This is a genomic window from Microbacterium sp. MM2322 (assembly GCF_964186585.1).
Lineage (GTDB): Bacteria > Actinomycetota > Actinomycetes > Actinomycetales > Microbacteriaceae > Microbacterium.
The window spans coordinates 812,123-839,121 of sequence record NZ_OZ075067.1 but is presented as its reverse complement, the minus strand read 5'-3'; the positions used below and the strand labels follow the sequence as shown (position 1 = coordinate 839,121).

Here is a 26,999-nt window from a genome sequence, read left to right as displayed (position 1 = left end):
GTTCTGTCATGACGCGGTGGCCCCTCACTCCTCGCGGCACGGGGGCGGTCCTGCTCGGACTCGCTTCGCTCGTGCTCGCGCCGACGTTCTCCATCCCGGCGCTCGTGTTCGTCGGTGTGCTGCTGCTCGCGGCGGTGGCGCTGTCGTTCGCTTCGCTCTGGCTCGGACACCGGGCCGACGGCATCCAGCGGTCGTTCGCGCCAGCTGTCGCGGCTGTGGGCGGCGACGTCGACGTCCGCGTCCGGGTGGATTCGCGTTCCGTCCTGCCGACGGTGCTCGGGACCTGGCAGGACCGCCTGCCACGCGGCGTCGAGGGGGAACCGAGCGGGGTGTACCCGGCGCTGCGCTCGGGGCTCGTCGCGGGAAGCCACCGGGTCGACCTCGCGTACCGCGTGCAGGCCCGGCGTCGGGGCGTTCGTCCCATCGGCCCGCTCGTCGTCGAGACCACCGACCCGTTCGGGCTGACCCGCCGCTTGCAGCAGCTCGGTGACACGGTGCCGTTGACCATCGCTCCCGCGCTCATGTCACTGGAGGGCCTCGACGATCTTCCCGGAGCCGCCGGCGGCACGATGCAGTCCACCACCGACAAGCTCGGCCAGGGTGCCGACAACCTCATCCCCCGCGTGTACGCCCCCGGCGACTCGATGCGCCGCATCCATTGGCGCGCCAGTGCCCACCGCGGGGAGCTCATGGTGCGGCAGGAGGAGCGCGAGTCGAACCCCGAGGCCGTGGTCGTCTTCGACCGGAGCGTCGCACGATGGTCCGGCGACGCCCTCCGCTCCCCCGGCGAGGACCCGGACTTCGAAGCCGCCGTCTCGACAGTGGTGTCGGCGGTGGCGCGATTCGTGGGCGAGGGCTACAGCGTCGCTGTGATCGACGTCGACGGGAGCGAGCTCGTCGAGAGCATCGAGGGTGGTGACGTCGCTGCGGTCGAGGCGATGGCGACGGGCTTCGCAACGCTGACCGCCCGCCGGGACGGCGCGCTCACCGAGCTCGCGCCCCTGTTCGCCGGCTCGACTCTCGGACCGGTCGTGGTGGTGACCGGCGAGGTGTACCCGGTGGATGCCGCGTCCCTCGCCCCCATCGTCGGCCACAGCAGCATGCCGGTCCTGTTCGCCCTCGCCGGGGCCGGTGATGCGCTGCGGGTGGCGCGCGAGTCCGGCTGGCGCGTGCACCGGCTCGAGCCCGAGGACGAACTCAGGGACCTCTGGTCGGGAGCCGGCGGCGGCGATGGGGTTCGCGGTCATGCCCGCTGACCGCGCAGAAGCGGTGCGTCCCCGTCACGACGGCCCCTCGACCATCGCCCTCCTCCTCGGCGTCGTCGCCGCACTCATCCCCCTGTTCACGGTGATCGCGGGCGGCGCGTGGGCTGCGCTCGCGTTCGTGCTCGCGGGCATCCTGCTCGGCGCAAGTTACCTCCTTCGGCGTATCGGGCTGAGCGCGATCGTCGTCACCCCCGCCCTGGTGGCCCTCTGGACGGCCGCGATGACGGCGGTCTTCTTCTCCGACGTCGCATGGTTCCTGATCATCCCCTCGGGAGAGGCGTTCGCCCGAGTACCGCGGCTCATCGAGATCGCCAGCTCCGACATCGCGGTGGGCGTCGCCCCGCTCGAGGCGTCCGCTTCGCTCACCTTCCTCATCGTCGGCGCCGTGGGGCTGCTGGTCATCGCCCTCGACCACGTGGTCCTGACCGCGCGGATGCCGCTCCTCGCCGGAGTCGCCTTGATCGCCGTCTGGCTGATCCCGACCCTGGCCGTGCCGCAGGAGATGGACCTCTGGGCGTTCACCCTGCTCGCGCTGTCGGTCCTCTGGCTCCTGCGCACGGAGACCCGGGCGCGTCATCGTGCCCGCTCCGCGAACGCGCCGCGGGGCGGGGTCGGCGCGGTCGCGGCCGTGATCGCGGCATCCGCCATCGTCGTCGCCGTCATCGCCGCGCCCGCGCTGCCGACCCCGGCCGCACCGAGCGGGGGGTTCGGCGGCGGCACGGCGATCGACGCGTCCCTCAACCTCGGTGACGACCTCCGACGCCCCGCCGAGGTGCCGGTGGTCCGGCAGTGGAGCGCCGCCGCTGCTCCCGCCTACCTGCGGGTCGCGACCCTGACCGAGCTCAACGGCGATTCCTGGCAGCCCGACCGCAACAGGTCCGTGCCGCTCGAGGAGTGGGCGCCCGAAGACGACGCCGCCGCCGGCATCGAGATCGTCGAGGACACGCGTACCGTCGAGGTCCTCGACCTGTCGTCGGCGCAACTTCCCGTTCCCGCCGACGCCGTCACGTTCGACGGCGTGACGGGAGCCTGGCGGATCTCCGCGGCGAACGGCACCGTCGTCTCCCCGTCGTCCGCGGCGCGGGGCCAGAAGTTCGAGGTCGTCAGCCGCACCCCGCGTCCCACCCTGGAACAGGCGCGGGCAGCCGAGGCGCGCGGCGGCCCGGACGAGGCCCGCGAGCTGCCGGCGGACGCACCGCCGGCGATCGCCGCCCTCGCAGCCGAGGTGACGGCCGACGCGTCGAACGATTACGACCGGCTGTTGGCGCTCCAGTCCTGGTTCCGCGGGCCCGACTTCGACTACTCGCTCGACGCGCCGGTGGAAGAGGGTTTCGACGGGTCGGGGGTCGAAGCCGTCTCCCGGTTCCTCGAGGTGCGGTCGGGATACTGCGTGCATTTCGCCTCGGCTTTCGCGATCATGGCGCGGACGCTCGACATGCCGTCCCGCGTCGTCGTGGGTTTCCTGCCCGGGCTTCCCACGGGCGACGTCGTCGATGACGAGCGCGTCTACCAGGCGACGACGGCGCAACTGCACGCGTGGCCGGAAGTCTTCTTCGACGGCATCGGCTGGGTGGCTTTCGAACCGACCAAGAGCCTCGGCACCGCGCAGCGTTTCGCGTCCGAGAGCAACGGATCGAACGAGCCCGAGCCCGAGCCGACCCCGACGGCGACCCCGCAGCCGACGTCGACGGCGTCGGCGGCGCCGCGCCCCGAGGATGACCCGACCGCCGGCGGCGCAACGACCACGACCTTCTCCATCGTGAGCGCTCTGCCGCTCGTCGGGATCGTGGCTGCCGTCCTCCTCGTGCTCGCTCTCCCGGCCCTCGTGGGGCTCGTGTTCTCGCGACGGCGGATGTCCCTGGCGCGACGGGGCAGCGCGGCGGCAGCCTGGCGCCTCGTGCAGAACGCCGCCATCGACCTCGGCATCCCCGTCCCGGCCTCGGAGTCGCCGCGCGCCTTCGGGGAGCGCCTCCGGGACGCTCACGGTGCCCCGCCCGACGCGGTGGAGCGACTCGTCAGCGCTGTCGAACGCTCCAGCTATGCGTTGCCGGGTTCGTTCGGCGACGCAGACGGAGCAGAACTCGCGGCGGATGCCGCGGCCATCCGCGCGGCTCTCTTCGCCGCCGCCTCAGCACCCCGACGCCTCGTCGGGCGCCTGATCCCCCGGTCGCTGATCATCCGCCCGGGTTCGACGTTCGCCGAGGCGATGCCTCTCTCGCGCTGAGGGTTCGCGCCCTCGAGGGGGGAACGACGAAGCCCCGCACCTCGAGGTGCGGGGCTTCGTTCTGGCGGAAGCGACAGGATTTGAACCTGCGAGACGAGTTACCCCGCCTACATGGATTCCAGCCATGCTCCTTCGGCCGCTCGGACACGCTTCCAACGGGAGAGCCTACCACGCAGGCTCCGTCCGCCCCGCGCGCGGCGGCGACCGGCGGCATCCGTCAGCGCGTGGTCAGTTAAGGGCGCGCGTGCTCTCGGGGATGACGCCGTCGCGGTACAGGTCGGCTGCCAGATCCTGATACGCGGTCAGGGCGACGCGCTGCGTGAGCGGGCCGTAGGAGATGCGCGCGACGCCGAGCTTCTCGTACTCCGCGGCGCGCAGGGCACCCGGGAGCCCGATGACGCTGACGCGGCCGATCCCTTCGACCAGTCGCGCGGTGGTCTCCGCGTCGAGCACGCCCGGCACGAAGACCACGTCGGCGCCGGCATCGAGGAAGGCGCGGCCGCGCGCGATCGCGTCGGCGATCGACTCGTCGAGGGGACGGTCGCCGCCGCGGGCGATGGCGTCGGTGCGGGCGTTGAGAGCGAACGGCACGCCTTCCGCCTCAGCGGCGGCCACAGCGGCGGCGACGCGCGCGACGGACTCGTCGAACGGTCGCAGCCGGTCCTCCATGTTCGCGCCGACGATCCCGACCGCGATCGCCCGCCGGATGGTGTCGCCGGTGTCGGCGTACCCATCGTCGAGGTCCGCGGACACCGGGACGTCCCCCGCGGCGGCGACGATGCGTCCGACCATGTCGAGTGTCGTCTCGAGCGGGATGGTCCCGTCGTCGTATCCGAAGGATGCCGCGATGGAGTGCCCCGCGGTCGCGAGCGCGCGGGTCTCGGGCACGGCGAGGACGGCCTTCGCCGAGACGACGTCCCAGACGTTGACGACACGGAGGATCTCGGGGGCGGCGTGGAGCTCGCGAAGGCGGCGAGCGCGGTCTTCGAGGGAGAAGGTACTCATCCCCCCACCGTGCCACGACGGCCCGGTGGAATACACCACCGGGCCGCCTGACGCGGTCGGACGAGCCGTCCGCTTACCCCACGTCGCCTCTCCAGGCACCGGTTTCAGCGCCGCGGGATTCGATGAACTCCTTGAACTTCTGCAGGTCCTTCTTGACCGCATGATCGTCGATGCCGATCGCGGCGCCGACGGTCTCGACGAAGCCTTCGGGCTTCCAGTCGAGCTGCACGGTGACCCGGGTCTCGGTGTCGCTCAGGCGGTGGAAGGTCACGACGCCGGCGTGATCCTCGTCGACGCTCTTCCACGCCACGCGCTCATCCGGATGCTGCTCCGTGATGTGCGCGGTGAACTCGCGCTCCACGCTTCCGATCTTCACCTTCCAATGGTTCGTCGTGTCGTCGATCTGCGTGATCGACTCGACGTAGCTCAGGAAGTGCGGGAAGGACTCGAACTGAGTCCACTGGTTGTACGCGGTCGACACCGGCACGCTGACATCGACTGTTTCGATGATGCTGGCCACGGTTCTCCTCTCGTCGCGATGTGCTGCCCATGATCGGGTCGCATCGCCTCAGCGCCCCAGGGGCTTGCGCGGGCGGCATCCGATTCGGTAGGTGGCCCCGGTAGGCTCGTGCGCGACTCCGCCACCCGACGCAAGGAGCCCCGCCGTGCGCACATCCGTCATCCCCCTGTCTGCCGTTGCCGTGGGCTTCGCCCTCGCCGTCACCGGCTGCACGGGCGGAACGACCCCCGCGCCGAGCGGGTCTGCGTCGAGCGCCCCGTCCGCCCCGGCCGCGTCGGCGGCGGCCACGCCGACACCCTCGCCCACGACCGCGGCGCCGGTCTTCGAGAAGCCGGTCGAGTGCGAGACCCTCGACCTCACGGCGGCGACGGTCGCCGGCGGTGACCTGGGCCCCTGCATCCAAGCGGTCCTGGTGCGCTACGACACCGGGACGATCAAGATCGCCGGCGACGAGCTCGCCGGCACGGTCGTCTACCACTACGACCCGACCTTCGAGTTCCGTGGCGACATCGAGACGGGAGCGGGACCGGCATCCATCAGCTTCGTCGACGGCGTCATGATGCTCGACGAAGGTGACGGCCCCGTCATCGCGGACGTCGACGCGGCCGATCCCGGTGAGCAGTCCGCCGGCTCGACGGCGGAGGTGTACCGGGTGTTCTCCGACCCGGGCTTCATGGGCGATCTGATCGGAGCCGCCGACACCTGGAAGGTCTCGCCGACACCCGAGAAGGTCGAGACGGCGGACGGCTCGGTGGAGGCGTACCGGCTCGACAGCGCTGCGGCGTACTCCTGGTATGACATCCCGGTGGATTCCTACACCCTCTGGATCACCGCAGAAGGCCGTCCCGTGGCCACCGAATCCACCACCGGGTTCCTCGGCCGCACCGCCACTCTCACGCAGCAGCTCTCCGGACTCGGCGAGCCCGTGACGATCTCACCGCTCTCCTGACGGGCGAAGACGTCCTCAGCGACCGGCGAGTGCGGTCAGGGCGTCACCGGTCATCCGCTGCGTCGTCCACTCATCCAGGGGTTCCGCTCCGATCGAGCGGTAGAAGCCGACCGCCGGCGCGTTCCAATCCAGGACCGTCCATTCCAGACGTGGATAGCCGCGCTCGAGTGCGACCGCAGCGAGCGAGGCGAGGAGTGCGGTCCCGTACCCGCGACCCCGGTCGGTCTCGTCGACGAAGAGGTCCTCGAGCCAGATTCCGTGACGACCCGTCCAGGTCGAGAAGGTCAGGAACCACACGGCGATCGCACGGATCTCACCGCCCCGCTCGATGACGTGCGCGAACGCCTTCGGATCCTCTCCGAACAGCGACCGGGTGAGGTCGGCCGTCGTCGTGCGGACGGCATCCGGTTCGCGTTCGTACACCGCGAGGGCGTGGATCGCGGCGAGGATTCCGGCCTCGTCGCCGGGGGCCGCGACACGGAGCACCGCGCCGTCGTCGAGCGCGCGAGGGAGGGAGGAAGCAGCGGGCATGCCACGAATGTAGCGGGGATCGCTGCTCGTGAGGCGGCACGCTACGCTCGATCCACCGCCCCCCGGAGCAAAGCAGGTTCACCCATGGCCAGACGCGGAGCCAACCAACCCAGCGTCGGTGGTTACAACGAGGCGGTCGTGCTGGATCAGATCCGCCGATCGCACGGCCACAGCCGCGTCGAGCTCGCCGACGCGACGGGCCTGTCCGCGCAGACCGTCTCGAACATCGTGCAGCGCCTGTTGGATGCCGGGATCGTCGAGGAGGCGGGGCGCACCAGCTCCGGACGCGGAAAACCGCGCACCACGCTGCGCCTGGTGGGTAGCAGCCGCTACGCCGTCGGCGTGCACCTCGACCCGGGTCTCATCACCGTCGTCGTACTGTCGATCGACGGCGAGGTCATCGCCCGCCACGCTCGTGCGACGCCAGTGGCACAAGATCCCTGCGACACCATGGCCGTGCTCTTCCAGGACATCGAGATGGTGCTGGCAGGCTCGGGGATCGACCGCACCCGCATCGTGGGTCTCGGCGTCGCTGCCCCCGGCCCGGTCGACGTGGAACGCGGCATCGTGCTGGACCCGCCGAACCTGGCAGGGTGGCACCGCGTGTCGATGCGGGATGCGATCGCGGATGCCACGGGTCTGACGGTCATGCTCGAGAAGGACGTGACCGCAGCGGCGGTGGCCGAGAAGTGGATCGCGCCACCCGGCGGGGCCCAGAACTTCGCCTTCCTCTACCTCGGGACGGGCCTCGGCATCGGCCTCGTGATCGGCGACGAAGTGGTCCGCGGCGGATCCGGCAACGCGGGCGAGATCGGACACATCGTCGTCGACCCCGACGGCGCGCCTTGCGGCTGCGGGCTGCGCGGCTGCATCGCCGTCACCTGCGCACCGCTCCCGCTCATCGAAGAGGCGGAACGGCTCGGCGTGCTCCCGGCGGAACGTCACGGCGACGACCCGACCGAGGTGGATGCCGCGCTGACTCGTCTCGTGCGCCTGTCCGACGATGGCGACGATGCGGCCGTGGCTCTCTTGCGCAGGTGCAGCGAGCAGGTGTCGCGCGCCCTCGCCGTCGTGTCGAACCTGCTCGATGTCGACCGGATCGTGATGGGCGGTCCCCTGTGGGACCGGCTCGGGGACCTGCTCATGAGCACAGTCCCGGCACGGCTCGACGAGCTGCGCGCCGCGCGAGGCGTGCACCCGGTGACGGTGTCCGGAACCGCACTGGGATCGGACGTCGGCGCCATCGGCGCGGCGTGCCTGATCCTGGACGAGGCACTCACCCCCCGGACGACCTCACTGCTGGTCCCCTCGACGTGATCCCATTCCGATCACGGTCCGCGGGGCGTCTTGACTCTGCTATTTCCAGCAGTTTGACTTATGTGGTCCGGACGATGCGTGCGGGCGTCAAGATCTGGAGCAAGGGGGCCCCGTGAAGATCCGCACCACCGTCACGTCCATCGCCGCAGCAGCGACTGCCGCGCTCCTTCTCGGCGGATGCTCCGCCGACGGCGGAGGCGACGAAGGCGACACCATCACGGTCGCTTATGCGAAGACCGAGTCGTTCACCGCGATGGACACCCTGATGAAGACGGCGAAGAAGGAGTTCGAGGCATCCCACAAGGGGATCACCGTCGAGCTTCAGCCGATCAGCGCGTCCGACGACGACTACAAGACCCGCCTTCAGCTCTCGCTCGCCTCGCCCGACACCGCCCCCGACGTGTTCTACGAGGACACCTTCTCCGTCCGCAGCGACGTCGAGGCGGGGTACCTCCTGAACCTCGACGACAAGCTCGGCGCGTGGGACGACTGGAAGGTGTTCGACGAGGCCGGCCGCACCGCCGGCCAGGGGGAGGACGGCAGCGTGTACGCGTTGCCCCTCGGCACCGACACCCGCGTCATCTGGTACAACAAGGACGTTCTCGCGAAGGCCGGTATCGCCGTTCCCTGGCAGCCCGAGAGCTGGGACGATGTCCTGGTCGCCGCGGCGGCGATCAAGGGGAGCCAGCCCGACGTCGTCCCCTTCAACATGTATGCCGGCACCGGCACGGCCGAAGGCTCGGTCATGCAGAGCTTCTACGAGCTCCTCTACGGCACCGGCGACGGCAAGGGACTCTACGACGACGAGTCCGGCAAGTGGGTGGTCGGCTCGCAGGGGTTCGTCGACTCGCTGGGCTTCCTCGAGAAGCTCTACGACGAGGGCTACGCGGTGAGTCCCGACAAGGCGCTCGACCCGAACGTGTGGCAGGCGGTCTTCGGCGACTGGTTCCCGAAGGACAAGCTCGGCGCGACGGTGGAAGGCTCGTACACGCCGTCGTTCTGGGCCGAGGGCGGGCAGTTCGCCTGGCCCGAGTACACCGACAAGATGGGCGTCGCGCTCTTCCCGACGCAGGACGGCCAGGAGCCCGGTGGCGTCAGCATGTCCGGCGGGTGGACGCTCGCCGCCTCCGCGCAGACGGACGCGCCCGACCTCGCATTCGACTTCATGACCACGGCCCTCAACAAGAAGAACGCCCTCTGGTACGCCGTCAACAACGCCCAGATCGCCGTCCGGACCGACGTCGCCGAAGACCCGACCTACCTCGAGTCCAACCCCTTCGTTAAAGCCGTGACGGATGCCGTCTCGGTCACGCACTTCCGCCCCGCCAACAGCGACTATCCGCAGGTGTCGGTCGCCGCGCAGCAGGCCACGGAAGCCGTGATCACCGGGCAGCAGTCGCCCGCCGAAGCAGCAGCCGCCTACGACGACGCGGTCCGCAAGATCGTCGGCGACGACGGAGTCGTCACCGAGTGACCGCATGACGACGACCCTGGCGCCGCATCCTGATCCGGCCGCACCGGCACCTCGCCGCGCCCGCGCACGGCGTGGCGGACGGGTCACATCGACGCGGGCGCTGCCGATGCTCCCCGCGGTCGGCCTCCTCGTCGTCTTCCTCGCCGGCCCCATCGCCTGGGCCGTCGCGGGTTCGCTGACCGACCGGGGCCTCACCGGAGTGAGCGCGGCCAAGCCCGAGTTCATCGGCTTCGACAACTTCACCCGACTGTTCGACGACCCCGTCCTGCCGCTGTCGATCCTCCTGACCGTCGTCTTCGTCGTCGGGTCCGCGATCATCGGCCAGAACATCCTCGGCCTGCTCCTCGCCGTCCTCTTCCGTGCGGGCAGCCGCGCCGTCGCCGGCACCGTCGGCGTGATCGTCGTCATCGCGTGGGTGCTGCCGGAGATCGTCGCCGCGTTCGTCAGCTACGCCTTCTTCTCGGCCGACGGCACGCTCAACGGTGCGCTGTCGCTCTTCGGGGTGCAGGGGCCGAACTGGCTCTACGCGCTGCCACTCCTCGCGATCGTCCTCGCGAACACCTGGCGGGGAACCGCGTTCTCGATGATGATCTACCGGGCGGCGCTCGACGACGTCCCGCCCGAAGTGACCGAGTCGGCGATGATCGATGGTGCCGGCACATGGCAGCGGCTGCGTTTCATCACGCTCCCGATGATCTCGGGCACCGTCTTCACCAATCTGCTCCTGACGACCCTGCAGACCCTGTCCGTGTTCACGCTCATCTGGGTGATGACGAAGGGCGGCCCCGGCGACCTCTCCACGACGCTGCCGGTGTTCGCTTACGCGGAAGCGTTCTCGTTCGGCGACATCGGCTACGGCAACGCGATCGCCATCGTCATGCTCGCGCTGGGCGCCGTCTTCTCCCTCGCCTACGTGCTGTCACTCCGGCGCCGAGGCGGCGTCTCATGAGCGCCACCGAGATCACCACCACCCGCGTGCGCCGACCGGTGCGGCCACCGAGCGCAGCATCTCCGCGGCGAAGCGCCACCCGCTTCTGGGCGAACCTCGTCCTGATCGTGATCGGCCTGCTGTTCGCCGCCCCGCTCGCCTGGGTCGTGCTCGCCTCGATCGATTCGGCCGCGACGTATCAGGTCGCCTGGCCGACGAAGCCGACCCTCGACAACTTCGCCGACGTCCTGACCCCCGAGCTGACACTCCGCCCCCTCGTGAACAGCGTGCTGCTGTCGACGGCTGCGGCGGCGGTGACCGTCGTGGCATCCGTTCTCGCCGCCTACCCGCTCTCCCGCTACCGATCCCGCTTCAACGCGCCGTTCCTCTACTCCGTGCTCTTCGCCAGCTGCTTGCCGATCACGGCGATCATGGTGCCGGTCTACAGCCTGTTCGTGCAGCTGCGCCTCATCAACCAGCCGTGGGCGGTGGCCCTGTTCCTCGCCGCGAGTGCGCTGCCGATGGCGCTCTGGATGACGAAGAACTTCATGGACTCCGTGCCGATCAGCCTCGAAGAAGCCGCCTGGGTCGACGGGGCGAGCGCGATGCGGGCGCTCGTGACGATCGTCGTCCCGCTCATGCGCCCGGCCCTGAGCGTCGTCTTCGTCTTCGTGTTCCTGCAGGCGTGGGGGAACTTCTTCGTCCCGTTCGTCCTGCTGCTCACGCCCGATTGGCAACCGGCCGCCGTTTCGATCTACTCCTTCTTCGGGCAGTACGGCACCGTCGCCTACGGGCGCCTGGCCGCCTACTCCCTGCTCTACTCGGTTCCCGTCCTCGGTCTCTATCTGATCGTCACCCGCGGCCTCGGAGGCACGTTCGCCCTCTCCGGCGCCGTCAAAGGCTGACCCGCACAGCCCACTCACCCACCCCACCGCCGCACCGTCTCGGAGGCCCCCTCATGCACCGCAACGACCGCCTGGCCCTGCAGCGCATCGACCGGCTCGCCGGCGACCGCTTGGCCCCTGCCCTGTACCGCGAGACGACCCCCCTGCAGATCTCGGCGTGGGAGGTTCCGGGCGAACCCGTCCCGTTCGCGGATGCCGTCGGCCAGACCTACACGCCGGTCGCCGAGGGAACGGCGTGGGGGCGCCCGTGGGGCACCGTGTGGTTCCACGTCACGGGGAGCGTTCCGGCATCCTGGCGAGACCTCGCCGGCACCCGCCCGGAGATCGTCGTCGACCTCGGCTTCGACGGGTCCGGTCCGGGCTTCCAAGCGGAGGCCCTCGTGTTCCGTCCCGACGGGTCCATCGTGAAGGCGATCGAACCGCGGAACGCGTCGGTCCCCGTCGACGGCGACGAGATCGACCTCTGGATCGAGGCGGCGGGAAATCCGAGCGTCGCCGGGACGTTCACCTTCGCCGCCACCCCGCTCGGCGACCTCCAGACCGCCGGCGACGAGCCGATCTACCGGCTGCGCCGGCTGGAGCTCGGCCTGTTGGACGAGACGGTGTGGGAGCTGCAGCAGGACATCTGGACCCTCCGCGGGCTCGTCGACCAGCTCGAACCGAACCGCACCCGTCACGCGCGGGTGCTGGCCGCACTCGGGCGCGCGGTCGACGCCGTCGACCCCGACGACGTCGCCGGCACGGCCCCGGCGGGACGCGATGAGCTCCGCGCCGCGCTCGCGGCCCCGGCATCCGCCTCGTCGCACCAGCTGACCGCGGTCGGACACGCGCACATCGACTCGGCCTGGCTGTGGCCGATCCGCGAGACGGTGCGGAAGGTCGCCCGCACGTTCTCGAACGTCCTCGACCTCATGCGCACCGAGGACGACTTCGTCTTCGCGGCCTCATCCGCGCAGCAGTACGCGTGGATGAAGGAGCACTACCCCGAGCTGTTCGAACGGATGAAGGATGCCGTCGCCGCGGGACGCTTCGCCCCGGTCGGCGGCATGTGGGTCGAGTCCGACACGAACATGCCGGGATCCGAAGCCCTCGCCCGTCAGTTCGTCGAGGGCAAGCGGTTCTTCCTCGAGGAGTTCGGTGTCGAGCCGCTCGAGGTGTGGCTGCCGGACTCGTTCGGATACTCCGCCGCGCTCCCCCAGATCATCACGGCGGCCGGTTCGCGCTGGTTTTTGACGCAGAAGATCTCGTGGAACGAGACGAACCGGATGCCACACCACACCTTCCTCTGGGAGGGCATCGACGGCACCCGGGTCTTCACCCACTTCCCGCCTGTCGACACGTACAACTCCGAGCTGTCCGCGGCCGAGCTCGCCCTCGCCGAGCGGCAGTTCGCCGAGAAGGCGGATGCCTCGCACTCCCTCGTCCCCTTCGGCTGGGGCGACGGCGGTGGCGGACCCACGCGCGAGATGATCGCTGCGGCCCGCCGCACCGCCGACCTCGAGGGATCACCGCGTGTGCGCCTCGGCTCACCGGCGCAGTTCTTCTCCGAGGCAGAGGCCGAGTACGCCGAACCGCCGGTGTGGTCGGGCGAGCTCTACCTCGAGTACCACCGCGGCACGTACAGCGCGCAGGCGCGCACGAAGCGCGGCAACCGCCGGAGCGAGCACCTGCTCCGCGCCGCCGAACTCTGGGCCACGCTGGACACCGTCCGCACGGGCGCGACCTACCCGGCGGGGCGGCTGCGATCGCTCTGGCAGACGGTGCTGCTGCACCAGTTCCACGACATCCTTCCGGGAACCTCCATCGCCTGGGTGCACCAGGAAGCCGAAGCCACGTACGCGCGCGTCGCGGACGAGCTGCAGGAGATCATCGACACCGCGGTCCGCTCGCTCACCGGCGAGGGCGACCGCGCCCTGACGGCGAACGCGGCGCCGGTCGCGCTGGCCGGTGCCCCCGCGCTCGGGGTGTCGGCCGCGGCATCCGTTCTCCCGGTCGCCCCCGAGCGGGACGGCGACGGCTGGACTTTCCGCCACGAGCGGTTCCAGTGGGCGATCGATGCGCGCGGCCTCGTCGTCGGCGCCGTCGACCTCACCACCGGCCGCGAACTGATCGACCCGGCCTTCCCGGGCGGCGTGCTGCAGCTGTTCCGCGACACTCCCCGCGAGTGGGATGCCTGGAACATCGACGCCGAGGATGGCGCGCTCGGCACGACCCTCACCGATGTCACCGAGGTCGTCGCCGACGGCGCGGACCTCGTCGTGCGCCGTCGATTCGGGTCGTCTCACGTCGAGCAGCGGTACCGTGTCGACCCGTTCTCGGGCGCGCTCGAGGTCGAGATGCACCTCGACTGGCGAGAGCGGCAGAAGATGCTGAAGATCGCATTCCCCCTGCGTGTGCGCGCCGAACGCACCGAATCGGAGATCCAGTTCGGTCACCTCTCACGGTCGGTCCACGCGAACACGACATGGGATGCCGCGAAGTTCGAGACCGTCGCGCACCGGTGGATCCGCGTCGTCGAGGGCGACTACGGCGTCGCCGTCGCCAACGACTCGATGTACGGCCACGACGTGCAGCGGGCTCCCGGCTCCGACGGCGGAGCACGGACCGTCGCGCGCGTCACGCTCGTGCGGGCGCCGCTGTTCCCCGATCCCGAAGCGGACCAGGGCGCCCACGAGTTCCGCTTGTCGGTCCTGCCCTCAGCCTCGGTCGCCGCCGCGATCGGCGAGGGGCTCCGTCTCAACCTGCCGCCGGTCACCGTGAACGGCGCCGACGAGGTCGCCCCCCTTCTCACGGTGAGCGACCCCGGAGTGATCGTCGAGGCGCTCAAGCTCGCCGACGACGGATCGGGCGACGTGGTCGTGCGGCTCTACGAGGCGCTCGGCTCGGCGCGGACGGCGCAGATCGAGGCGGGGTTCGCGGTGACAGCGGTCACGCAGACCGACCTGCTCGAGCGGCCGATCGAGCCGACTGTTCTGCGCGAGACGACGAGCACCGTGCGTCTGGACCTCGCCCCGTTCCAGCTCGTCACCCTTCGACTGGCGCGCTGACCAGCCGGCATCACTCCAGGCCGCGAACCGGGACCCCGAGCCAGTCGCCGAGGTCCCGGATCTCGGCGTGGATCATCTCGCGCTCGTCGTCGTCGATCGGCGCCAGCTCGTGGACCGCAGCCACAACGAGGTTCTCCTTCTTCTTGTCGAGCGCGGCGTCGAGCAGAGCGACGAAGCGGTCGCCCACCAGGATCGGATGCGCGAAGTAGCCGTAGACCCGCTGGTGCTTCGGCTTGAACTGCTCGAGCACGAAGGTGAAGTCGAACAGTTCGGTCAGACGCGGTCGGTCGAACAGCATCCGGTCGTAGGGGTTCAGGATCGCCGCACGGCCGCCGGGATCGTCGTCGAGCGCCGCGATCGCCTCGGGGTCGACCCGCCAGCGCCAGGAACTCCCCTCGACCTCGGCCTCCTCCCCCGCGGTGCCGACGCCCGCCCACGGTGACCTCTGCCGCGCGATGCCGTACGCCTGCAGACGCCGACCCGCGAGAACTTCTTCGGCGTCGGCCGGGTTCATCGAGGCATCCGTCCCCGCGTACACGCGCTCGGGAAGGTCCCACACCCGCTGACGCCCGACGCGACCGCTGATCGCGACGTCGCCGAGGTACGACATGAGTTCGAGCATGCGCGGCACCTGATTGGCGCCGTACCAGCCGCTCTCGTTCTTCGCCTGGACGGCGCTGGTGTCGGCGATCTCGGACGCCTGCAACGGCCCGTCCCGATCGAGGCGCGTCAGGATGTCGGCGCGGAACGCCGCGTTGGCGTCGAGGTACTGCCGCGTCGCGCCGCCGAGCCGTCGGCTGGGCATGATCGCCCGCAAGGCGGGAAGGAGGGATGCCGGGCGGAAGTGCCCGTCGTATTCGAAGAGCAGCCGGTCGACCTCGACGGCCTTCGAGAGCTGACCGGGTTCGTACGCCCAGCCGATCCGCGCCCAGCAGACGGACTGCTCGCTGGGAGCGATGACCGCCGTCGGATCGATCTTGATCGCGCCGATCTGCTCGGCGACCTCGACCACGTCGCCGGGGCGATCCGCGTCGAGCAGCTGCGCGCGCACCGCGATGCGGCGCGCCTCGTCCCTCGTGAGCCGGTGCATGGCACGAGGCTAGCGCTCGCCTCCGACGCGCGCGGATCAGCTCGTGGGCTGGAGCTTCGCGTCGACGGTCCGTCGCTCGTCGAAGACGAAGCAGTCCCCCTCGAAACCGTCTCCCCCGGCGTGCTCGAAGTACCCGAGGATACCGCCGTCGAGCTGCCGCGCGTCGATCCCGGCCTCGCGGAGGACGAGCGCCGCCTTCTCGCAACGGATGCCGCCGGTGCAGAAGCTGACGACGGTCTTGCCGACGAGCTCGTCGCGGTGCGCGGCTGCGGCATCCGGGAACTCGGTGAACTTCTCGATGCGCCAGTCGAGCGCACCCGCGAACGTACCGTGATCGACCTCGAACGCGTTCCGCGTATCGAGCAGGACGACCTCGCGGCCGTCGTCGTCGACGCCGCTCTCGAGCCAGCGGCGGAGTGTCAGCGGGTCGACGGCCGGAGCGCGGCCGGCTTCGGGACGGATCGTCGGGCGGTCCATGCGGATGATCTCGCGCTTGTGCTTGACGAGCATCTTCTGGAACGGCTGGTCGACCGACCAGCTCTCCTTCGTCGTCAGCGCAGCGAAGCGCTCGTCTTCGCGCAGCGCGTCGACGAACCCGCGTACGTCCTCCGCCGGTCCCGCGAGGAACAGGTTGATCCCCTCTTCGGCGACGAGGATCGTGCCGCGCAGGCCGCGCGCGTCCGCGCGCTCCTGCAGCACGGGACGCAGCGACGCCGGGTCCGCGATGTGCGTGAAGAGGTAGGCGGAGATGTTCAGGACGGATGCCACCCCACCAGCGTAGGCGGGGGGCGGCATCCGTTCGGACTACTGCGCCGACCAGCCGCCGTCACTGGCGAGCACCGCACCGTTGATGTTGACGCCGTCATCGGAGAGCAGGAACGTGATCGACGCGGCGAGCTGCTCCGGCGTCGCGACGCTGGGGATCGTGCTGTGGAACGAACCCAGACGCTGCTGACCGTACTCGGAGACATTCGGAGGGAATGGGATGCCGCTGGCCACCCCGCCGGGTGCGACGGCGTTGACGCGAAGCCCCTTCGGCCCGTACATGACAGCCGCGCTCTTGGTCAGCCCCACGATGGCGTGCTTGCTGGTCGTGTAGGCGTTGCCCGAAGCGCTGCCGCGAAGGGCTGCTTCGCTCGCGACGTTGACGATCGATCCGGCACCGGACGCGAGCATGGCGGGCAGGACGGCGCGGGTCAGCTTGAAGGGACCGGTGAGGTTGACGGCGATGACGCGATCCCACATGGCGTCGGACGTCTCGCCGAGCGGCGAGAAATCGTCGTTGATGCCCGCCACGTTCGCGAGCGCGTCGATCCGCGACCCCGCGGCAGCGACGATGGCGTCGACCGAATCCTGTCTCGTGACGTCACCGGCCACGGTGACGATGTCGGCATCCGACATCGATGCGGCGAACTCGGCCAGACGATCCGCCGAGATGTCGGTGGCGATCACGCGGCCGCCCTCACGGGCGATCCGGCCCGCGGTCGCGCGACCGATGCCGGATGCCGCGCCGGTGACGATCACGGTCTTACCGGCGAAGCGGCCGGCGGACGTCGGCTCGACCCAGCCGGTCACCTCGGCCTCGGGGAGGACACCACCGTTGGCCTGCCGGACAAGATCGTCCACGGCGGCCTGCGGCATGGCGCCCTGGCTGAGCACGACGAGTTGCTGGAGCGGAAGCGCCCGCACGGGCGCGAGGGACTCAGCGGATCCGCCGCCGGCGGCGACAAGCCCGCGGATCAGCGGGCCGCCGATCTCGCTGTCGAGCCAGTCGCCGATGCTGGTGGCGGCGGTGAGGACCGTGTCTGTCATGGTGTTCCCTTCGTCGAAGCGAGTTATTCCCGCCCGGGAAATGATACTCTCAGCCGCGCCATCGGGAAGGAAATCTCATGACCGGAACGTCCCGCCGCGGTCGCGGCACACGCGCGGGGCTCGATCGCGACCGCATCCTGACGGCTGCGCGAGACCTCGACCCGGCAACCCTCACGATGCAACAGGTCGCCGATGCGCTCGGCGTCGACCGGAAGGCACTCAACCATCACGTGACGGACCGCGAGAGCCTTCTCGAGATGCTCGCGGTCGATGCCTTCCGCCGCCGCTTCGCGTCGTCGGAGTCCGACCTCGGCACGACCTGGCAGGACGCGTGCCGGGGCTACGCCCGCGCAGTGACCTCGAGCCTGATGGACATCGGCACCTGGGTCGGTCACCTTCCGTTCGCGACGCCGGATGACCTCGCGATCGTCGAGCCTGCCGAGGAAGTCGCTTCCCGCCTGCGCGAAGCGGGCTTCGATCTCGAAACCACGAGCCGCGGCATGCATCTGTTGATGAGCATCTGCCAGGGCTTCGCGCGCGAAGTGGTTGCGTCGGGGTACTCCGCGCAGGACCCCCAGGTCGCCCACCTCCGCGACGCGCTCGGCTCGTCGGCCGGTGGCTACCCCGTGCTCCGCGAGCTCGTCGACGCCGCCTTCGACAACCACGGCGAGGCGCAGTTGCGCTTCAACGTGGACGCGTTCATCGCAGGAATGGAACGTCTGCTCTGACCGCGCCCACGCGCGTCGTGATCAGCCGACGAACGGAGCGGATGCCGCGTCGAGAGCGGCGACCTCGTCGGCGGCGAGGTCGAGCGTCGCGCCGGCGATGAGAGCGCCCACCTGGTCGACCCGCGACGCCGACGCAATGGGGACGGTGCCCTTCGCGCGCAGCCAGGCGAGGGCGACGGATGCAGGGGCAACATCGTGCGCCGCCGCCACGTCGTCGAGCGCCGTGAGGACGGCGAGTCCCTCCGGTGTCGCATAGGCGGCAGCCGACCCGGCACGCGGAGAGGACTGACCCGACGCATCGGTGGAGCGGTACTTGCCGGTGAGGAACCCGCTCGCGAGCGCAGAGTACGGGACGACCGTGAGGCCGAGCTCCTCGGCGGTGGGCTTCACGTCCCGCTCGATGGCGCGGTCGACGAGGTTGTATCGAGGCTGGGTGACGATCGGCTCCGCGACGCCCTGTTCGCGGGCCAGGCGCACCCACTCACGGGTGTTCTCGGCGGAGAAGTTCGAGATCGCCGGATAGCGGATGAGGCCATCGGAGACGAGCGCGCCGAACGCGGCCACCGTCTCTTCGAGCGGAGTCTCGTCGTCTTCGGCGTGCGCGTAGTAGACGTCGATCGTGTCGACGCCGAGACGCTTCAGCGAGGCCTCGGCGCCGGCCCGCACGGTGCCCGCAGACAGACCGGGGAACGCGGGGTGCTTCGAGACCTTCGTGGCGATCACGACGCCGGACGGGCGGCGCGACGCGATCCACTCGCCGAGGATGGTCTCGCTCTCGCCGCCGGAGTTGCCCGGCACCCAGGCGCTGTAGACATCCGCCGTGTCAACGAAGTCGCCGCCGGCAGCGGCGAAGGCGTCGAGGACGGCGAAGGAGGTGTCGCGATCCGCGGTCCAGCCGAAGACGTTGCCGCCGAAGGAGAGGGGGAACACGGTCAGGTCGCTCGTGCCGAGAACAGTCATGGTCTCGATCCTGACACGGTGACGGATGCCCGAGGGCGGGTCAGCGGGCGTATGTCAGCGTGTGACGATGTCCTCCGCGTTGGCCTGGATCCAGCTCATGAGGGGCATGACACGCTCCATCAGCTCGATGCCTCGGGGCGTCAGGGAGTACTCGACCCGCGGCGGGACCTCGGGGTACGACGTCCGCTCGACGATGCCGTCGGCGGCGAGGGTGCGGAGAGTGGTCGCCAGCATCTTCTCGCTGATGCCGTCGACGCTGCGCCGCAATTCGCCCCATCGACGCGTGCCGTCGGTGAGGGAGAGGAGGACGAGCACGCCCCACTTGCTCATGATGTGATCCAGAACGGTCCGCGAGGGGCAGGCCTCCGTGAAGATCCCCGGCGACTCCTGCTGCAACTGCGCGTAACTGACCGACATGTGAGCAGCTTACCTGAAAGTGGGTACCCTCCAGCTGGAATGTTTAAGGCCGCAACGCGGGTTCTCCCCGATGTCGCGCATCTCGCTCGATCATCGAAAGGACTCGCCATGACCATCCTCGTCACCGCCGCCAGCGGACAACTCGGACACCTCGTCGTCGACGCGCTCATCGCTCGCGGGGCCTCCCCCGACAGCATCGTCGCGGGTGCTCGCACGGTGGCGAAGGCCGCCGACCTCGCCGACAAGGGAGTCCGCGTCGTGCCGCTCGACTACACCGTGCCCGAGTCGATCGATGCCGCCCTCGACGGCGTCGACAGCGTGCTGCTGATCTCGGGGTCCGAGCCGGGCAACCGCGTCCCCGGTCACCTCAACGTCATCGCCGCGGCCGCGCGCGCGGGTGTGAGCAAGCTCGCCTACACGAGCGTCTCCCATGCCGACACGGTCGAGCTCGTCCTCGCACCCGAGCACAAGGCGACCGAAGAAGCCATCGCCGCCAGCGGCGTTCCCGCTGTCCTGTTGCGCAACAACTGGTACATGGAGAACTACGCCGGCGATCTGGCCGGCGCCGCGCAGACCGGCGTGTTCTCGGCTGCGGTCGGTGACGCCGCCGTGTCTGCCGCGGCGCGAGTCGACTTCGCCGAGGCGGCCGCGGTCGTCCTCCTCGAGGACGGTCACGTCGGTCGCACCTATGAGCTCGCCGGCCCGCGCGCAACCTACGCCGACATCGCCGCCGCGATGAGCGAGGTGCTCGGCCGCGAGGTCGTCTACGCCCCGGCCACGACAGAAGAGCTGTCCACCCGCCTCGCTTCCTTCGGTCTCGACGAGGCGACGGTCGGGTTCGTCGTCGCGCTCGACACGGACATCTCGCGCGGCGCCCTGGATGTCAGCGAGCAGGACCTGACGAACCTCATCGGACGCCCCACCACGTCGTGGGTCGAGGCGTTCCGCGCCCTCACTCCCGCGAGCTGACCTCGGTCGACGCGTGTCGAGCCGCGGCATCCATATTCATCGGAATGGATGCCGCGGCTTCGGCGTTGGGACGGGTATGCAGAGCTTCGGAACGCTGTCCTTCGGTCATTACGGCCCCCTCGGCGGGGGTCGCGAACTCACCGCCGGCGACTCGCTGAAGCAGGCGATCGACCTGGCCCAGGGCATGGACGAGCTGGGCGTCAACGGCGCCTATTTCCGCGTGCACCACTTCGCCCGACAGCAGGCGTCGCCCATGCCGCTGCTCGCCGCGATCGCGGCGCGGACCTCGCACATCGAGGTCGGGACCGGCGTCATCGACATGCGGTACGAGAACCCCCTCTACCTCGCCGAAGAGGCCGCGGCCCTCGACCTCATCAGTGACGGCCGACTCGCCCTCGGCGTCAGCCGTGGGTCACCCGAGAGCGTTGTCCGCGGCTACGAGACCTTCGGGTACACCGGCTCGGAAGACCCCCGCGGCGCGGACCTCGCCCGCGAACACTTCGACCTCTTCCTCCGCGCGATCGACGGCGAAGGCCTCGCCGAAAGCGACCCGCACAGCCCGTTCGGCGGAGGTCAGGGGATGCAGCGGATCGAACCGCACTCCCCCGGGCTCCGCTCGCGCGTCTGGTGGGGTGCGGGCAACCGCGATTCGGCCGAATGGGCCGGTCGCATGGGTGTCAACCTCATGTCGTCGACGCTCCTCACTTCAGCCGACGGACGGCCCTTCGACATCCTGCAGGCCGAGCAGATCGATGCGTTCCGCACGTCGTGGCGTGAGGCCGGGCACACCGGTACGCCGCGGGTGTCGGTGAGCCGCAGCATCTTCCCGATCACGACGGCCGAGGACGCCATGTACTTCGGCGGACGCTCGGATGGCGACCAGATCGGCGTCATCGACGGGATGAGGTCGACCTTCGGCAAGACCTACGCCGGCACGCCCGACGAACTGGTCGAGCAGTTGCAGCACGACGCCGCGGTGCGCGAAGCCGACACGCTCATGCTCACCATCCCGAGCCAGTTGGGTGTCGAGTTCAACCTGCGCCTCGTCGAGTCGTTCGCGACCTACGTCGCCCCGTCGCTGGGCTGGGTGCCGTCGCACGCGGTCGCGACCGTCTGACCCGAACCCGGGCTGCACCGCGCGAGGCGTGCGCGGTCGCAGCGCCGGTGCGAGGACGAGGCCCTCAGTGCCTCCCGGCCGCTGGATGCAGCAGCTCGAAGCGTTCGCAGACGACGGGCATGTCGGGCTCGAACCCCCGCGGGTCGCTCGAGTGGGTGCGCCAGAACCGTTCGTGCGCGGCGCGCCACCCCTCGAGCGAGAGGTCACCCTCCCCCTCCGCGACGGCATGGTCGGCCGTCACCTCGCGGAACGGGACGATGTCGACGGTGATGGTCCGGATCAGCGCGCGAGGGGCTCCGCTTCCGTCGAGCACGATGCTGAGGTCGCCGGCCGCCGGCACCGGGTCGCCGTCGGCCTCGTAGTCGCGCAGCGACGACGCCGTGGCGGTCTTGGTGCCGGCGAGCACCAGTGAAAGCAGGTCGTCGGCCTGCGGCGGAGTCGCCCCGAAACCCCACGCCTCCGGCTCGGCTTCGGGAAGCCCGCCGACGATCTCACGGCACTCCCGCCAGAACTCGGACACAGACGCACGCGAACTCATCCCGCGACCCTATCCTCAGCCGACGAGCGGACCGCCTTCGCGCCAGTAGCCGAGGAACGCGACCCGCTCCTTCGGGAGACCCAGCCGACCGGTCAGCAGGCGACGGAGCGACGTGACGGTGCCGGACTCGCCGGCGAGCCAGACGTAGACCTCCTCTCGGGGCAGCTCCGCCGTCGCCGTCGCCCACTGGATGACGGCGCGCTCGAGTGCCCCCGAGCGCTCGCGATCGACCCGGACGGCTCGATGCGGAGCACCGACATACGGTGACAGGAGGTCGTCGTCGGGGGTGGCGGCATCCACCACCACGTCGGCGACGACACCGTCGTCCAGCGCTGACACGATGTTCCGCGCCGCCGGGTACGCGGTCTCGTCCGCAACCAGCAGCACCCGCCGCGCCAACCCGGGATGCCAGTGCAGACCGTATCCCGTCCACCCCATGCGACGATCGGGCCCGGTCACGACGAGCCGGTCGCCCGGACGCGCCGATGTCGCCCACACGGAGGCGGGCCCGGCGGGAGTGTGCACGTAGACGTCGACGTCGATCTCACCCGCCTCGGGCCGGATCGCGGCGGGCGTGTAGGTGCGCAGGACGTTCCGCTCCCCCTCGTCGAGCTCCTTCCACCGGCTGTACCAGTCGGACGGATGCGGTGTGGGTTCCTCGAGCAATCCGAAATCGGCGAGCCCGCCGCCGGGCAACGGGAGGACGAGCTTGATGCGCTGGTCGAGCCCCCACGGCGCGAAGTTCCGGAGCGCGTCGCCTCGCAGGGTGATCCGCACGAACCTCGTGCTCAGCCGCTCCGACGCGGCGACCTCCACCTCGAACGCGCTGTACGCCCAGGGACGCTCCAGAACCGCGGTCATCGTCGGGCCTCCGCGACGTGCGGGGCGCGGAGAGGCACGACGAGCGGCCCTCCGGTGACGGGGTCGGGGATGACGGTGTTGGCGAGGCCGAACACGGCCGAGACGTTCTCGCTCGTGACGACCTCGGCCGGCGTCCCCTCGGCGATGACTTGCCCGTCGCGCATCGCGACGACGGTCGTGGCATAGCGCGCGGCTTGGTTCAGGTCGTGCAGGACGGCGACGATCGTCCGCCCCTGCTCGTGGAGCGCCGCGAGGAGTTCGAGCAGTTCCACTTGATGAGCGACATCCAGGTACGTCGTCGGCTCGTCGAGGAGCAGGACCTCGGTCTGCTGCGCCAACACCATCGCGATCCAGACGCGCTGACGCTGTCCGCCCGAGAGCGCATCCACCGGCCGGTCCGTGAGATCCGACGTCCCGGTCGCGGCGAGGGCGTCGACGACGGCGGACTCGTCCGCGGCCGACCAGGGTCGCAGCATCCCCCGATGCGGGTAACGCCCTCTCGCAACGAGGTCGCGGACCGTGATGCCCTCGGGGGCGACAGCCGTCTGCGGCAGGAGGCCGAGCCGACGCGCGAGCGCCTTCGCGGGGATGTCGGCGATCGACCGACCGTCGAGGACGACGCGCCCCTCCTCGGGTGGCAGCAACCGGGCGAGTCCTCGCAGCAGAGTGGACTTGCCGCACGCGTTGGGGCCGATGATGACCGTGAACGACCCCGGTTCGATCTGCAGGGACAGCTGCTCGACGATACGGGTGTCGGCGTAGGCGAACGACGCGTTCTCGACGGCGAGGGAGGCGGGATGACGCTCAGGCACGGCGGCGGATCTCCATGACGATGACGGACAGAAGGTAGACGCCGCCGACCGAGACGGTCACGACGCCGACGGGCAGGGGCGCCGGCAGCGCGTGCTGCGCGACGAGATCGGAGGCGAGCAGGATCACCGCGCCGAGGAGAGCCGACAACCCGAGCGGCAGCGACGGGGTGCGCGCGAGTCGACGCGCGACCTGCGGGGCCGCCAACGCGACGAAGGCGACCGGCCCGGCCACTGTGGTCGCGGCCGACACGAGGCCGACCCCGGCGAGCAGAGCGAGCGCCCGAACGGCGCGCGGCCGGGCTCCCGTCGCGGCCGCCAGGTCGTCGCCGAGTTCGAGCTGCCGCATCCGCGGGACCAGGCAGAACGCGACCGCGGCGATCGGAACAGCAGCGACGAGTGCGCCCGCGACCGGTCCGTCGGCGACGCCGTTGAGCGAACCCGCCCCCCACGCCGACGCGAACATGGCGGTCTCCAGCTCGACCTGCAGCAGCAGCCACGTGTTCAGCGAGGCGAGCATCGCCGACACCCCGATGCCGACGACGATGATCCGGAATCCCTGCAGACCGTCCCGCGAGGCCAGCAGCTGGATCACGAGGGCGGTCACGAGTCCACCCACCAGCGAACCGGCGACGAGCGCCTGCCAGCTCGCGGACACGAGGACCAGCGTCAGCAGCATGCCGCTGAACGCGCCGCTCGACAGGCCCAGGATGTCGGGGCTCGCAAGCGGATTGCGCGTCACGGTCTGGAACAGCGCGCCCGCGATCCCGAGGAGGGCACCCACCCCGACGGCCGCGATCACCCGGGTCAGTCGCCAGTCGACGACGACCGTGCGTTCGATCCGTTCGCCGCCGCCCGCGAGGATCCCGGGGATCCGCTGCAGCTCGATGGGGAAGTCGCCGAGGACCAGGCCGAGGACGGCGAGGACGACCAACACGACGGATGCCGCGACCCCCACGACGAGGGCACGCCCCGGACCGGCGGCCACCGGCCTCGCAGGCCTCACGGCACGGCCCGGCGCGACGGTCACCGCCATCACAGCGCCCTCGCCGTCCGCCGACGGGCGAGCGCCACCAGGATCGGTGCGCCGACGAACGCGACGACGATCCCCACGGGCACCTCGGCGGGAGCGATCAGCAAGCGACCGAGGATGTCGGCGGTGAGGACGACGATCGGTCCCGCCACCAGCGACATCGGCAGGATGGCGCGTTGATCCGTGCCGACGAGCCACCGCACGACGTGCGGAACCATCAGCCCGACGAACGAGATCGGCCCGGCCAGCGCCGTCGCCGCACCGGCGAGCAGGGTGACGGCGACGACGACGCCGATCCGGATGCGCGCGACATTGGCGCCCTGCGAGCGGGCGACGTCGTCGCCGAGGGCGAGGGCGTTCAGTCCCGGAGACAGAACGAGGGCGACGAGGACGCCCGCGGCGGCGAACGGGGCGATCGCGGCCAGGTCACCGAGTCCGGCGCCGAGGAGCGAGCCGGCGTTCCATCCCCGCATCCTGTCGAAGGCCTCGGGGTCGGTCAGAGTGATCGCCGTCGTCACGCCGGACAGGACGGCCCCGAGCGCCACGCCGGCGAGGATGAGCCGCACCGCTCCCCCGGTGCCGCTCGCACCGATCGCGTACACCGCGAGGGTCACGAGGAGAGCGCCGACGAACGCGGGCCACACCACCTCGCCGGCACCCGAGAGCCCGAACAGCGACACACCGATCGCCACAGCGAACGCCGCGCCCGCTCCCACGCCGAGGAGCCCGGGGTCGGCGAGCGGGTTGCGGGTGAAGGCCTGCATCAGCGCCCCCGCCGCCCCCAGCGCGGCACCCGCTACGAGGCCGACGAGCGTCCGCGGCACCCGGAGGTCCCACACGACGAAGGCGGTCTCGCGGGTGCCGTGACCCGCCAGCGCGTCGACCACCGCGTTCGGCGACAGGGGGTTCGCACCGAGCGCGAGCGAGGCGACGACAACAGCGACGAGGGTCGCCAGGACGACGCCGACACCGAGGATGCGGCGACCCGGGCCGGCGGCGACGCTCACCGGCTCGCGGAGAGGTACCGCTCGATGTCGCCCAGCACGGCTTCGGCGCCCTTCGGGCCGACACCGGACACCCACGTGCTGGTGTCGACGAGGGTCACGTCGGGGAACGCGTCCGCGTTCCCGCTGATCGCCGCGGGGATCTCGGAACGGTCGGAGACGTCGGTCGCGGTGACGAAGACGTGATCGGCCGTCGCCGACGCGATGTTCTCGGGCGAGAGATCAGCCTGCAGGCCGTCCTCCCACTGCTGGTCGGGGATGGTGAATCCGACGCACTCGAGGAGGCTGCCGGCGAACGACACCGGTCCGTAGAGGCTCAGGGTCGTCTCGTCGCGCGGGCGGATGAGCTGCGCGGTCTGGCCGTCGACATCGAATTCGTCGCGGATGCGGGCGCAGTCGTCGTCGACGTCCGAGAGGAGGTCCTCGACCTCGTCCTCCCGCCCGAGGGCCTCACCGATGAGCTTCGCGTTGTCGCGCCACGGGTCGGCCTGCGAGGCGATGAACACGGTGGGGGCGATGGCGTCGAGCTGGTCGAAGAGGTCGGAGTGCCGTGACTCGGTGCCGAGGATCAGGTCGGGCTTGAGCGCCGCGATCGCCTCGAGGTCGGGCTCGGGGACGGTTCCGACGGGTGTCACGTCCGTGACGCCGAGGTAGGCGGGCAGCTTCGTCACGTTGCCGGCGACAGCCGCCCCGACGGGGGTGATGCCGACCGCGACCGCGGTGTCGAGCTCGAGGGGTTCGAGCGTCACGACGCGGGCAGGCGACTCGGGAACCTTCGCCGTCCCCCGGGCGTGGGTGACGGACCGGGTCTCGACGGAGCCGGAGCCGGCGGCGGGCGCGGGGGTGGCGGCGACGGTACAGCCGGCCAGGGCGAGAGCGAGGAGTCCGGACGCAGAGGCGAGGACCAGGCGGGTGCGAGGGGACATGCGGGAGAGAACCTTTCCTAGGTGCGAGGTAAGGCTACCCTAAGCACTGACCCTCCCTCGTGCCGCCCGCACTCACCAGCCCATCGAGCCCGGGATCCCCTTGAACGGTCCGACGACCTGCGACGTGATCCACCCGCCGTAGAAGCGGCCCGGCTGCGGGACTACCGTCTCCCCCGCCACCGTGCACGCGTCCATCTGCTGCGCGTACACCGCGACCCGATCCGCGAGTTCCTCGTACCCGGGCTCGGGCGTCGGGTAGTTCCACGCGGCCGCCGGTCGCGTCTGGCCGCCGCCGTGCACGTCGAGGTAGCGCGCGCCGCCCTTGAATTCGCAGAAGGACGCCCCCTCCCCGCGGGTCAGGGCACCAGGGACGAAGTCGGCGATCGGCAGGTAGTAGACGGGCGGATGACTCGTCTCCAGCACTCGCAGGGCGCCGGTCGTGGCGACGATGCGCTCGCCGCCGAGCGTGATCGTGACGGTGCCGGGAACGGGTTCGACGCGGGGAGGCCGGGGGTAGTCCCAGACACTCTCCTGTCCCGGTCCGACCGGGTCGGGGGTGGGATGCCGCAT

The 26,999-nt window shown here is 70.6% G+C and carries 26 protein-coding genes and 1 tRNA gene; 11 read left to right on the top strand and 16 right to left on the bottom strand.

Annotation, left to right across the window (positions count from 1 at the left end):
• Positions 1-8 precede the first annotated feature (8 nt).
• Positions 9-1,256, top strand: a complete 1,248-nt coding sequence (locus ABQ271_RS04065) for a DUF58 domain-containing protein (protein ID WP_349310250.1) — start codon at positions 9-11, stop codon at positions 1,254-1,256.
• A complete protein-coding gene (locus ABQ271_RS04060) occupies positions 1,246-3,489 on the top strand; it encodes a DUF3488 and transglutaminase-like domain-containing protein (RefSeq protein ID WP_349310249.1) in 2,244 nt (747 codons plus the stop codon). Before ABQ271_RS04065 ends, ABQ271_RS04060 begins: the two co-directional genes overlap by 11 nt.
• 62 nt (positions 3,490-3,551) lie before the next feature.
• Here the strand turns inward: ABQ271_RS04060 and ABQ271_RS04055 are convergent.
• From ABQ271_RS04055 to ABQ271_RS04045, 3 genes are all read right to left on the bottom strand, one after another.
• Positions 3,552-3,643 (bottom strand) — tRNA-Ser (locus tag ABQ271_RS04055).
• A 74-nt stretch (positions 3,644-3,717) separates the two neighbouring features.
• Entirely contained in the window at positions 3,718-4,494 is a 777-nt protein-coding gene (locus ABQ271_RS04050) for an isocitrate lyase/phosphoenolpyruvate mutase family protein (protein WP_349310248.1), read from the bottom strand.
• Positions 4,495-4,567: 73 nt separating this feature from the next.
• Positions 4,568-5,014, bottom strand: a complete 447-nt coding sequence (locus tag ABQ271_RS04045) for an SRPBCC family protein (RefSeq protein WP_349310247.1) — start codon at positions 5,012-5,014, stop codon at positions 4,568-4,570.
• Between the two features lie 145 nt (positions 5,015-5,159).
• On the opposite strand from ABQ271_RS04045, the gene ABQ271_RS04040 reads away from it, so the two are divergent.
• Positions 5,160-5,963, top strand: a complete 804-nt coding sequence (locus ABQ271_RS04040; RefSeq protein WP_349310246.1) for a hypothetical protein — start codon at positions 5,160-5,162, stop codon at positions 5,961-5,963.
• A 15-nt stretch (positions 5,964-5,978) separates the two neighbouring features.
• Here ABQ271_RS04040 and ABQ271_RS04035 read toward each other — a convergent pair whose 3' ends face one another.
• Positions 5,979-6,494 (bottom strand): GNAT family N-acetyltransferase, encoded by a 516-nt coding sequence (locus ABQ271_RS04035; protein WP_349310245.1) that lies wholly within the window; start codon positions 6,492-6,494, stop codon positions 5,979-5,981.
• An 84-nt stretch (positions 6,495-6,578) separates the two neighbouring features.
• On the opposite strand from ABQ271_RS04035, the gene ABQ271_RS04030 reads away from it, so the two are divergent.
• The 5 genes from ABQ271_RS04030 to ABQ271_RS04010 all read left to right on the top strand — a co-directional run bounded on the left by ABQ271_RS04030 (position 6,579) and on the right by ABQ271_RS04010 (position 14,165).
• On the top strand, positions 6,579-7,811 hold the full coding sequence (locus ABQ271_RS04030; RefSeq protein ID WP_349310244.1) for an ROK family transcriptional regulator: 1,233 nt from the start codon (positions 6,579-6,581) through the stop codon (positions 7,809-7,811).
• Between the two features lie 112 nt (positions 7,812-7,923).
• The gene (locus tag ABQ271_RS04025) at positions 7,924-9,285 is read left to right on the top strand and encodes an extracellular solute-binding protein (RefSeq protein ID WP_349310243.1); all 1,362 of its coding nucleotides are present in this window, start codon (positions 7,924-7,926) and stop codon (positions 9,283-9,285) included.
• Positions 9,286-9,289: 4 nt separating this feature from the next.
• Positions 9,290-10,234: a sugar ABC transporter permease gene (locus tag ABQ271_RS04020; protein WP_349310242.1), complete on the top strand. Its 945-nt coding sequence runs from the start codon at positions 9,290-9,292 to the stop codon at positions 10,232-10,234.
• Entirely contained in the window at positions 10,231-11,118 is an 888-nt protein-coding gene (locus tag ABQ271_RS04015) for a carbohydrate ABC transporter permease (protein WP_349310241.1), read from the top strand. The genes ABQ271_RS04020 and ABQ271_RS04015 overlap by 4 nt, the downstream gene beginning before the upstream one ends.
• Positions 11,119-11,171: 53 nt before the next feature.
• A complete protein-coding gene (locus ABQ271_RS04010; protein WP_349310240.1) occupies positions 11,172-14,165 on the top strand; it encodes a glycoside hydrolase family 38 C-terminal domain-containing protein in 2,994 nt (997 codons plus the stop codon).
• A gap of 10 nt (positions 14,166-14,175) precedes the next feature.
• Here the strand turns inward: ABQ271_RS04010 and ABQ271_RS04005 are convergent, their stop codons facing one another.
• From ABQ271_RS04005 to ABQ271_RS03995, 3 genes are read right to left on the bottom strand one after another with little or no spacing between them, the layout of a single operon-like run.
• Entirely contained in the window at positions 14,176-15,255 is a 1,080-nt protein-coding gene (locus ABQ271_RS04005; RefSeq protein WP_349310239.1) for a DNA glycosylase AlkZ-like family protein, read from the bottom strand.
• A gap of 36 nt (positions 15,256-15,291) precedes the next feature.
• Complete coding sequence (locus ABQ271_RS04000; protein WP_349310238.1) at positions 15,292-16,023, bottom strand: sulfurtransferase; 732 nt, start codon at positions 16,021-16,023, stop codon at positions 15,292-15,294.
• Positions 16,024-16,059: 36 nt separating this feature from the next.
• A complete protein-coding gene (locus tag ABQ271_RS03995; RefSeq protein WP_349310237.1) occupies positions 16,060-17,067 on the bottom strand; it encodes an SDR family NAD(P)-dependent oxidoreductase in 1,008 nt (335 codons plus the stop codon).
• Between the two features lie 77 nt (positions 17,068-17,144).
• Here ABQ271_RS03995 and ABQ271_RS03990 point away from each other — a divergent pair, with 77 nt between their 5' ends.
• The gene (locus tag ABQ271_RS03990; protein WP_349310236.1) at positions 17,145-17,795 is read left to right on the top strand and encodes a TetR/AcrR family transcriptional regulator C-terminal domain-containing protein; all 651 of its coding nucleotides are present in this window, start codon (positions 17,145-17,147) and stop codon (positions 17,793-17,795) included.
• A 21-nt stretch (positions 17,796-17,816) separates the two neighbouring features.
• Here the strand turns inward: ABQ271_RS03990 and ABQ271_RS03985 are convergent, their stop codons facing one another.
• Both ABQ271_RS03985 and ABQ271_RS03980 read right to left on the bottom strand, forming a co-directional pair.
• Positions 17,817-18,755, bottom strand: coding sequence for an aldo/keto reductase (locus ABQ271_RS03985; protein ID WP_349310235.1), 939 nt, complete (start codon positions 18,753-18,755; stop codon positions 17,817-17,819).
• Between the two features lie 54 nt (positions 18,756-18,809).
• Complete coding sequence (locus ABQ271_RS03980) at positions 18,810-19,172, bottom strand: helix-turn-helix domain-containing protein (RefSeq protein WP_036309960.1); 363 nt, start codon at positions 19,170-19,172, stop codon at positions 18,810-18,812.
• Positions 19,173-19,280: 108 nt separating this feature from the next.
• Here ABQ271_RS03980 and ABQ271_RS03975 point away from each other — a divergent pair, with 108 nt between their 5' ends.
• A complete protein-coding gene (locus ABQ271_RS03975) occupies positions 19,281-20,141 on the top strand; it encodes an SDR family oxidoreductase (RefSeq protein WP_349310234.1) in 861 nt (286 codons plus the stop codon).
• 76 nt (positions 20,142-20,217) lie between these two features.
• Entirely contained in the window at positions 20,218-21,258 is a 1,041-nt protein-coding gene (locus tag ABQ271_RS03970; RefSeq protein ID WP_349310233.1) for an LLM class flavin-dependent oxidoreductase, read from the top strand.
• Positions 21,259-21,322: 64 nt separating this feature from the next.
• Here ABQ271_RS03970 and ABQ271_RS03965 read toward each other — a convergent pair whose 3' ends face one another.
• The 7 genes from ABQ271_RS03965 to ABQ271_RS03935 all read right to left on the bottom strand — a co-directional run bounded on the left by ABQ271_RS03965 (position 21,323) and on the right by ABQ271_RS03935 (position 26,999).
• Entirely contained in the window at positions 21,323-21,796 is a 474-nt protein-coding gene (locus tag ABQ271_RS03965; protein WP_349310232.1) for an ASCH domain-containing protein, read from the bottom strand.
• A 15-nt stretch (positions 21,797-21,811) separates the two neighbouring features.
• Positions 21,812-22,657, bottom strand: coding sequence for a siderophore-interacting protein (locus ABQ271_RS03960; protein WP_349310231.1), 846 nt, complete (start codon positions 22,655-22,657; stop codon positions 21,812-21,814).
• Complete coding sequence (locus ABQ271_RS03955; RefSeq protein WP_349310230.1) at positions 22,654-23,469, bottom strand: ABC transporter ATP-binding protein; 816 nt, start codon at positions 23,467-23,469, stop codon at positions 22,654-22,656. Before ABQ271_RS03955 ends, ABQ271_RS03960 begins: the two co-directional genes overlap by 4 nt.
• The gene (locus ABQ271_RS03950; RefSeq protein WP_349310229.1) at positions 23,462-24,502 is read right to left on the bottom strand and encodes an iron chelate uptake ABC transporter family permease subunit; all 1,041 of its coding nucleotides are present in this window, start codon (positions 24,500-24,502) and stop codon (positions 23,462-23,464) included. The genes ABQ271_RS03955 and ABQ271_RS03950 overlap by 8 nt, the downstream gene beginning before the upstream one ends.
• Entirely contained in the window at positions 24,502-25,506 is a 1,005-nt protein-coding gene (locus ABQ271_RS03945; protein ID WP_349310228.1) for an iron chelate uptake ABC transporter family permease subunit, read from the bottom strand. Before ABQ271_RS03945 ends, ABQ271_RS03950 begins: the two co-directional genes overlap by 1 nt.
• A complete protein-coding gene (locus tag ABQ271_RS03940; protein WP_349310227.1) occupies positions 25,503-26,429 on the bottom strand; it encodes an iron-siderophore ABC transporter substrate-binding protein in 927 nt (308 codons plus the stop codon). Before ABQ271_RS03940 ends, ABQ271_RS03945 begins: the two co-directional genes overlap by 4 nt.
• Before the next feature lie 72 nt (positions 26,430-26,501).
• Positions 26,502-26,999, bottom strand: coding sequence for a DUF427 domain-containing protein (locus ABQ271_RS03935; protein ID WP_349310226.1), 498 nt, complete (start codon positions 26,997-26,999; stop codon positions 26,502-26,504).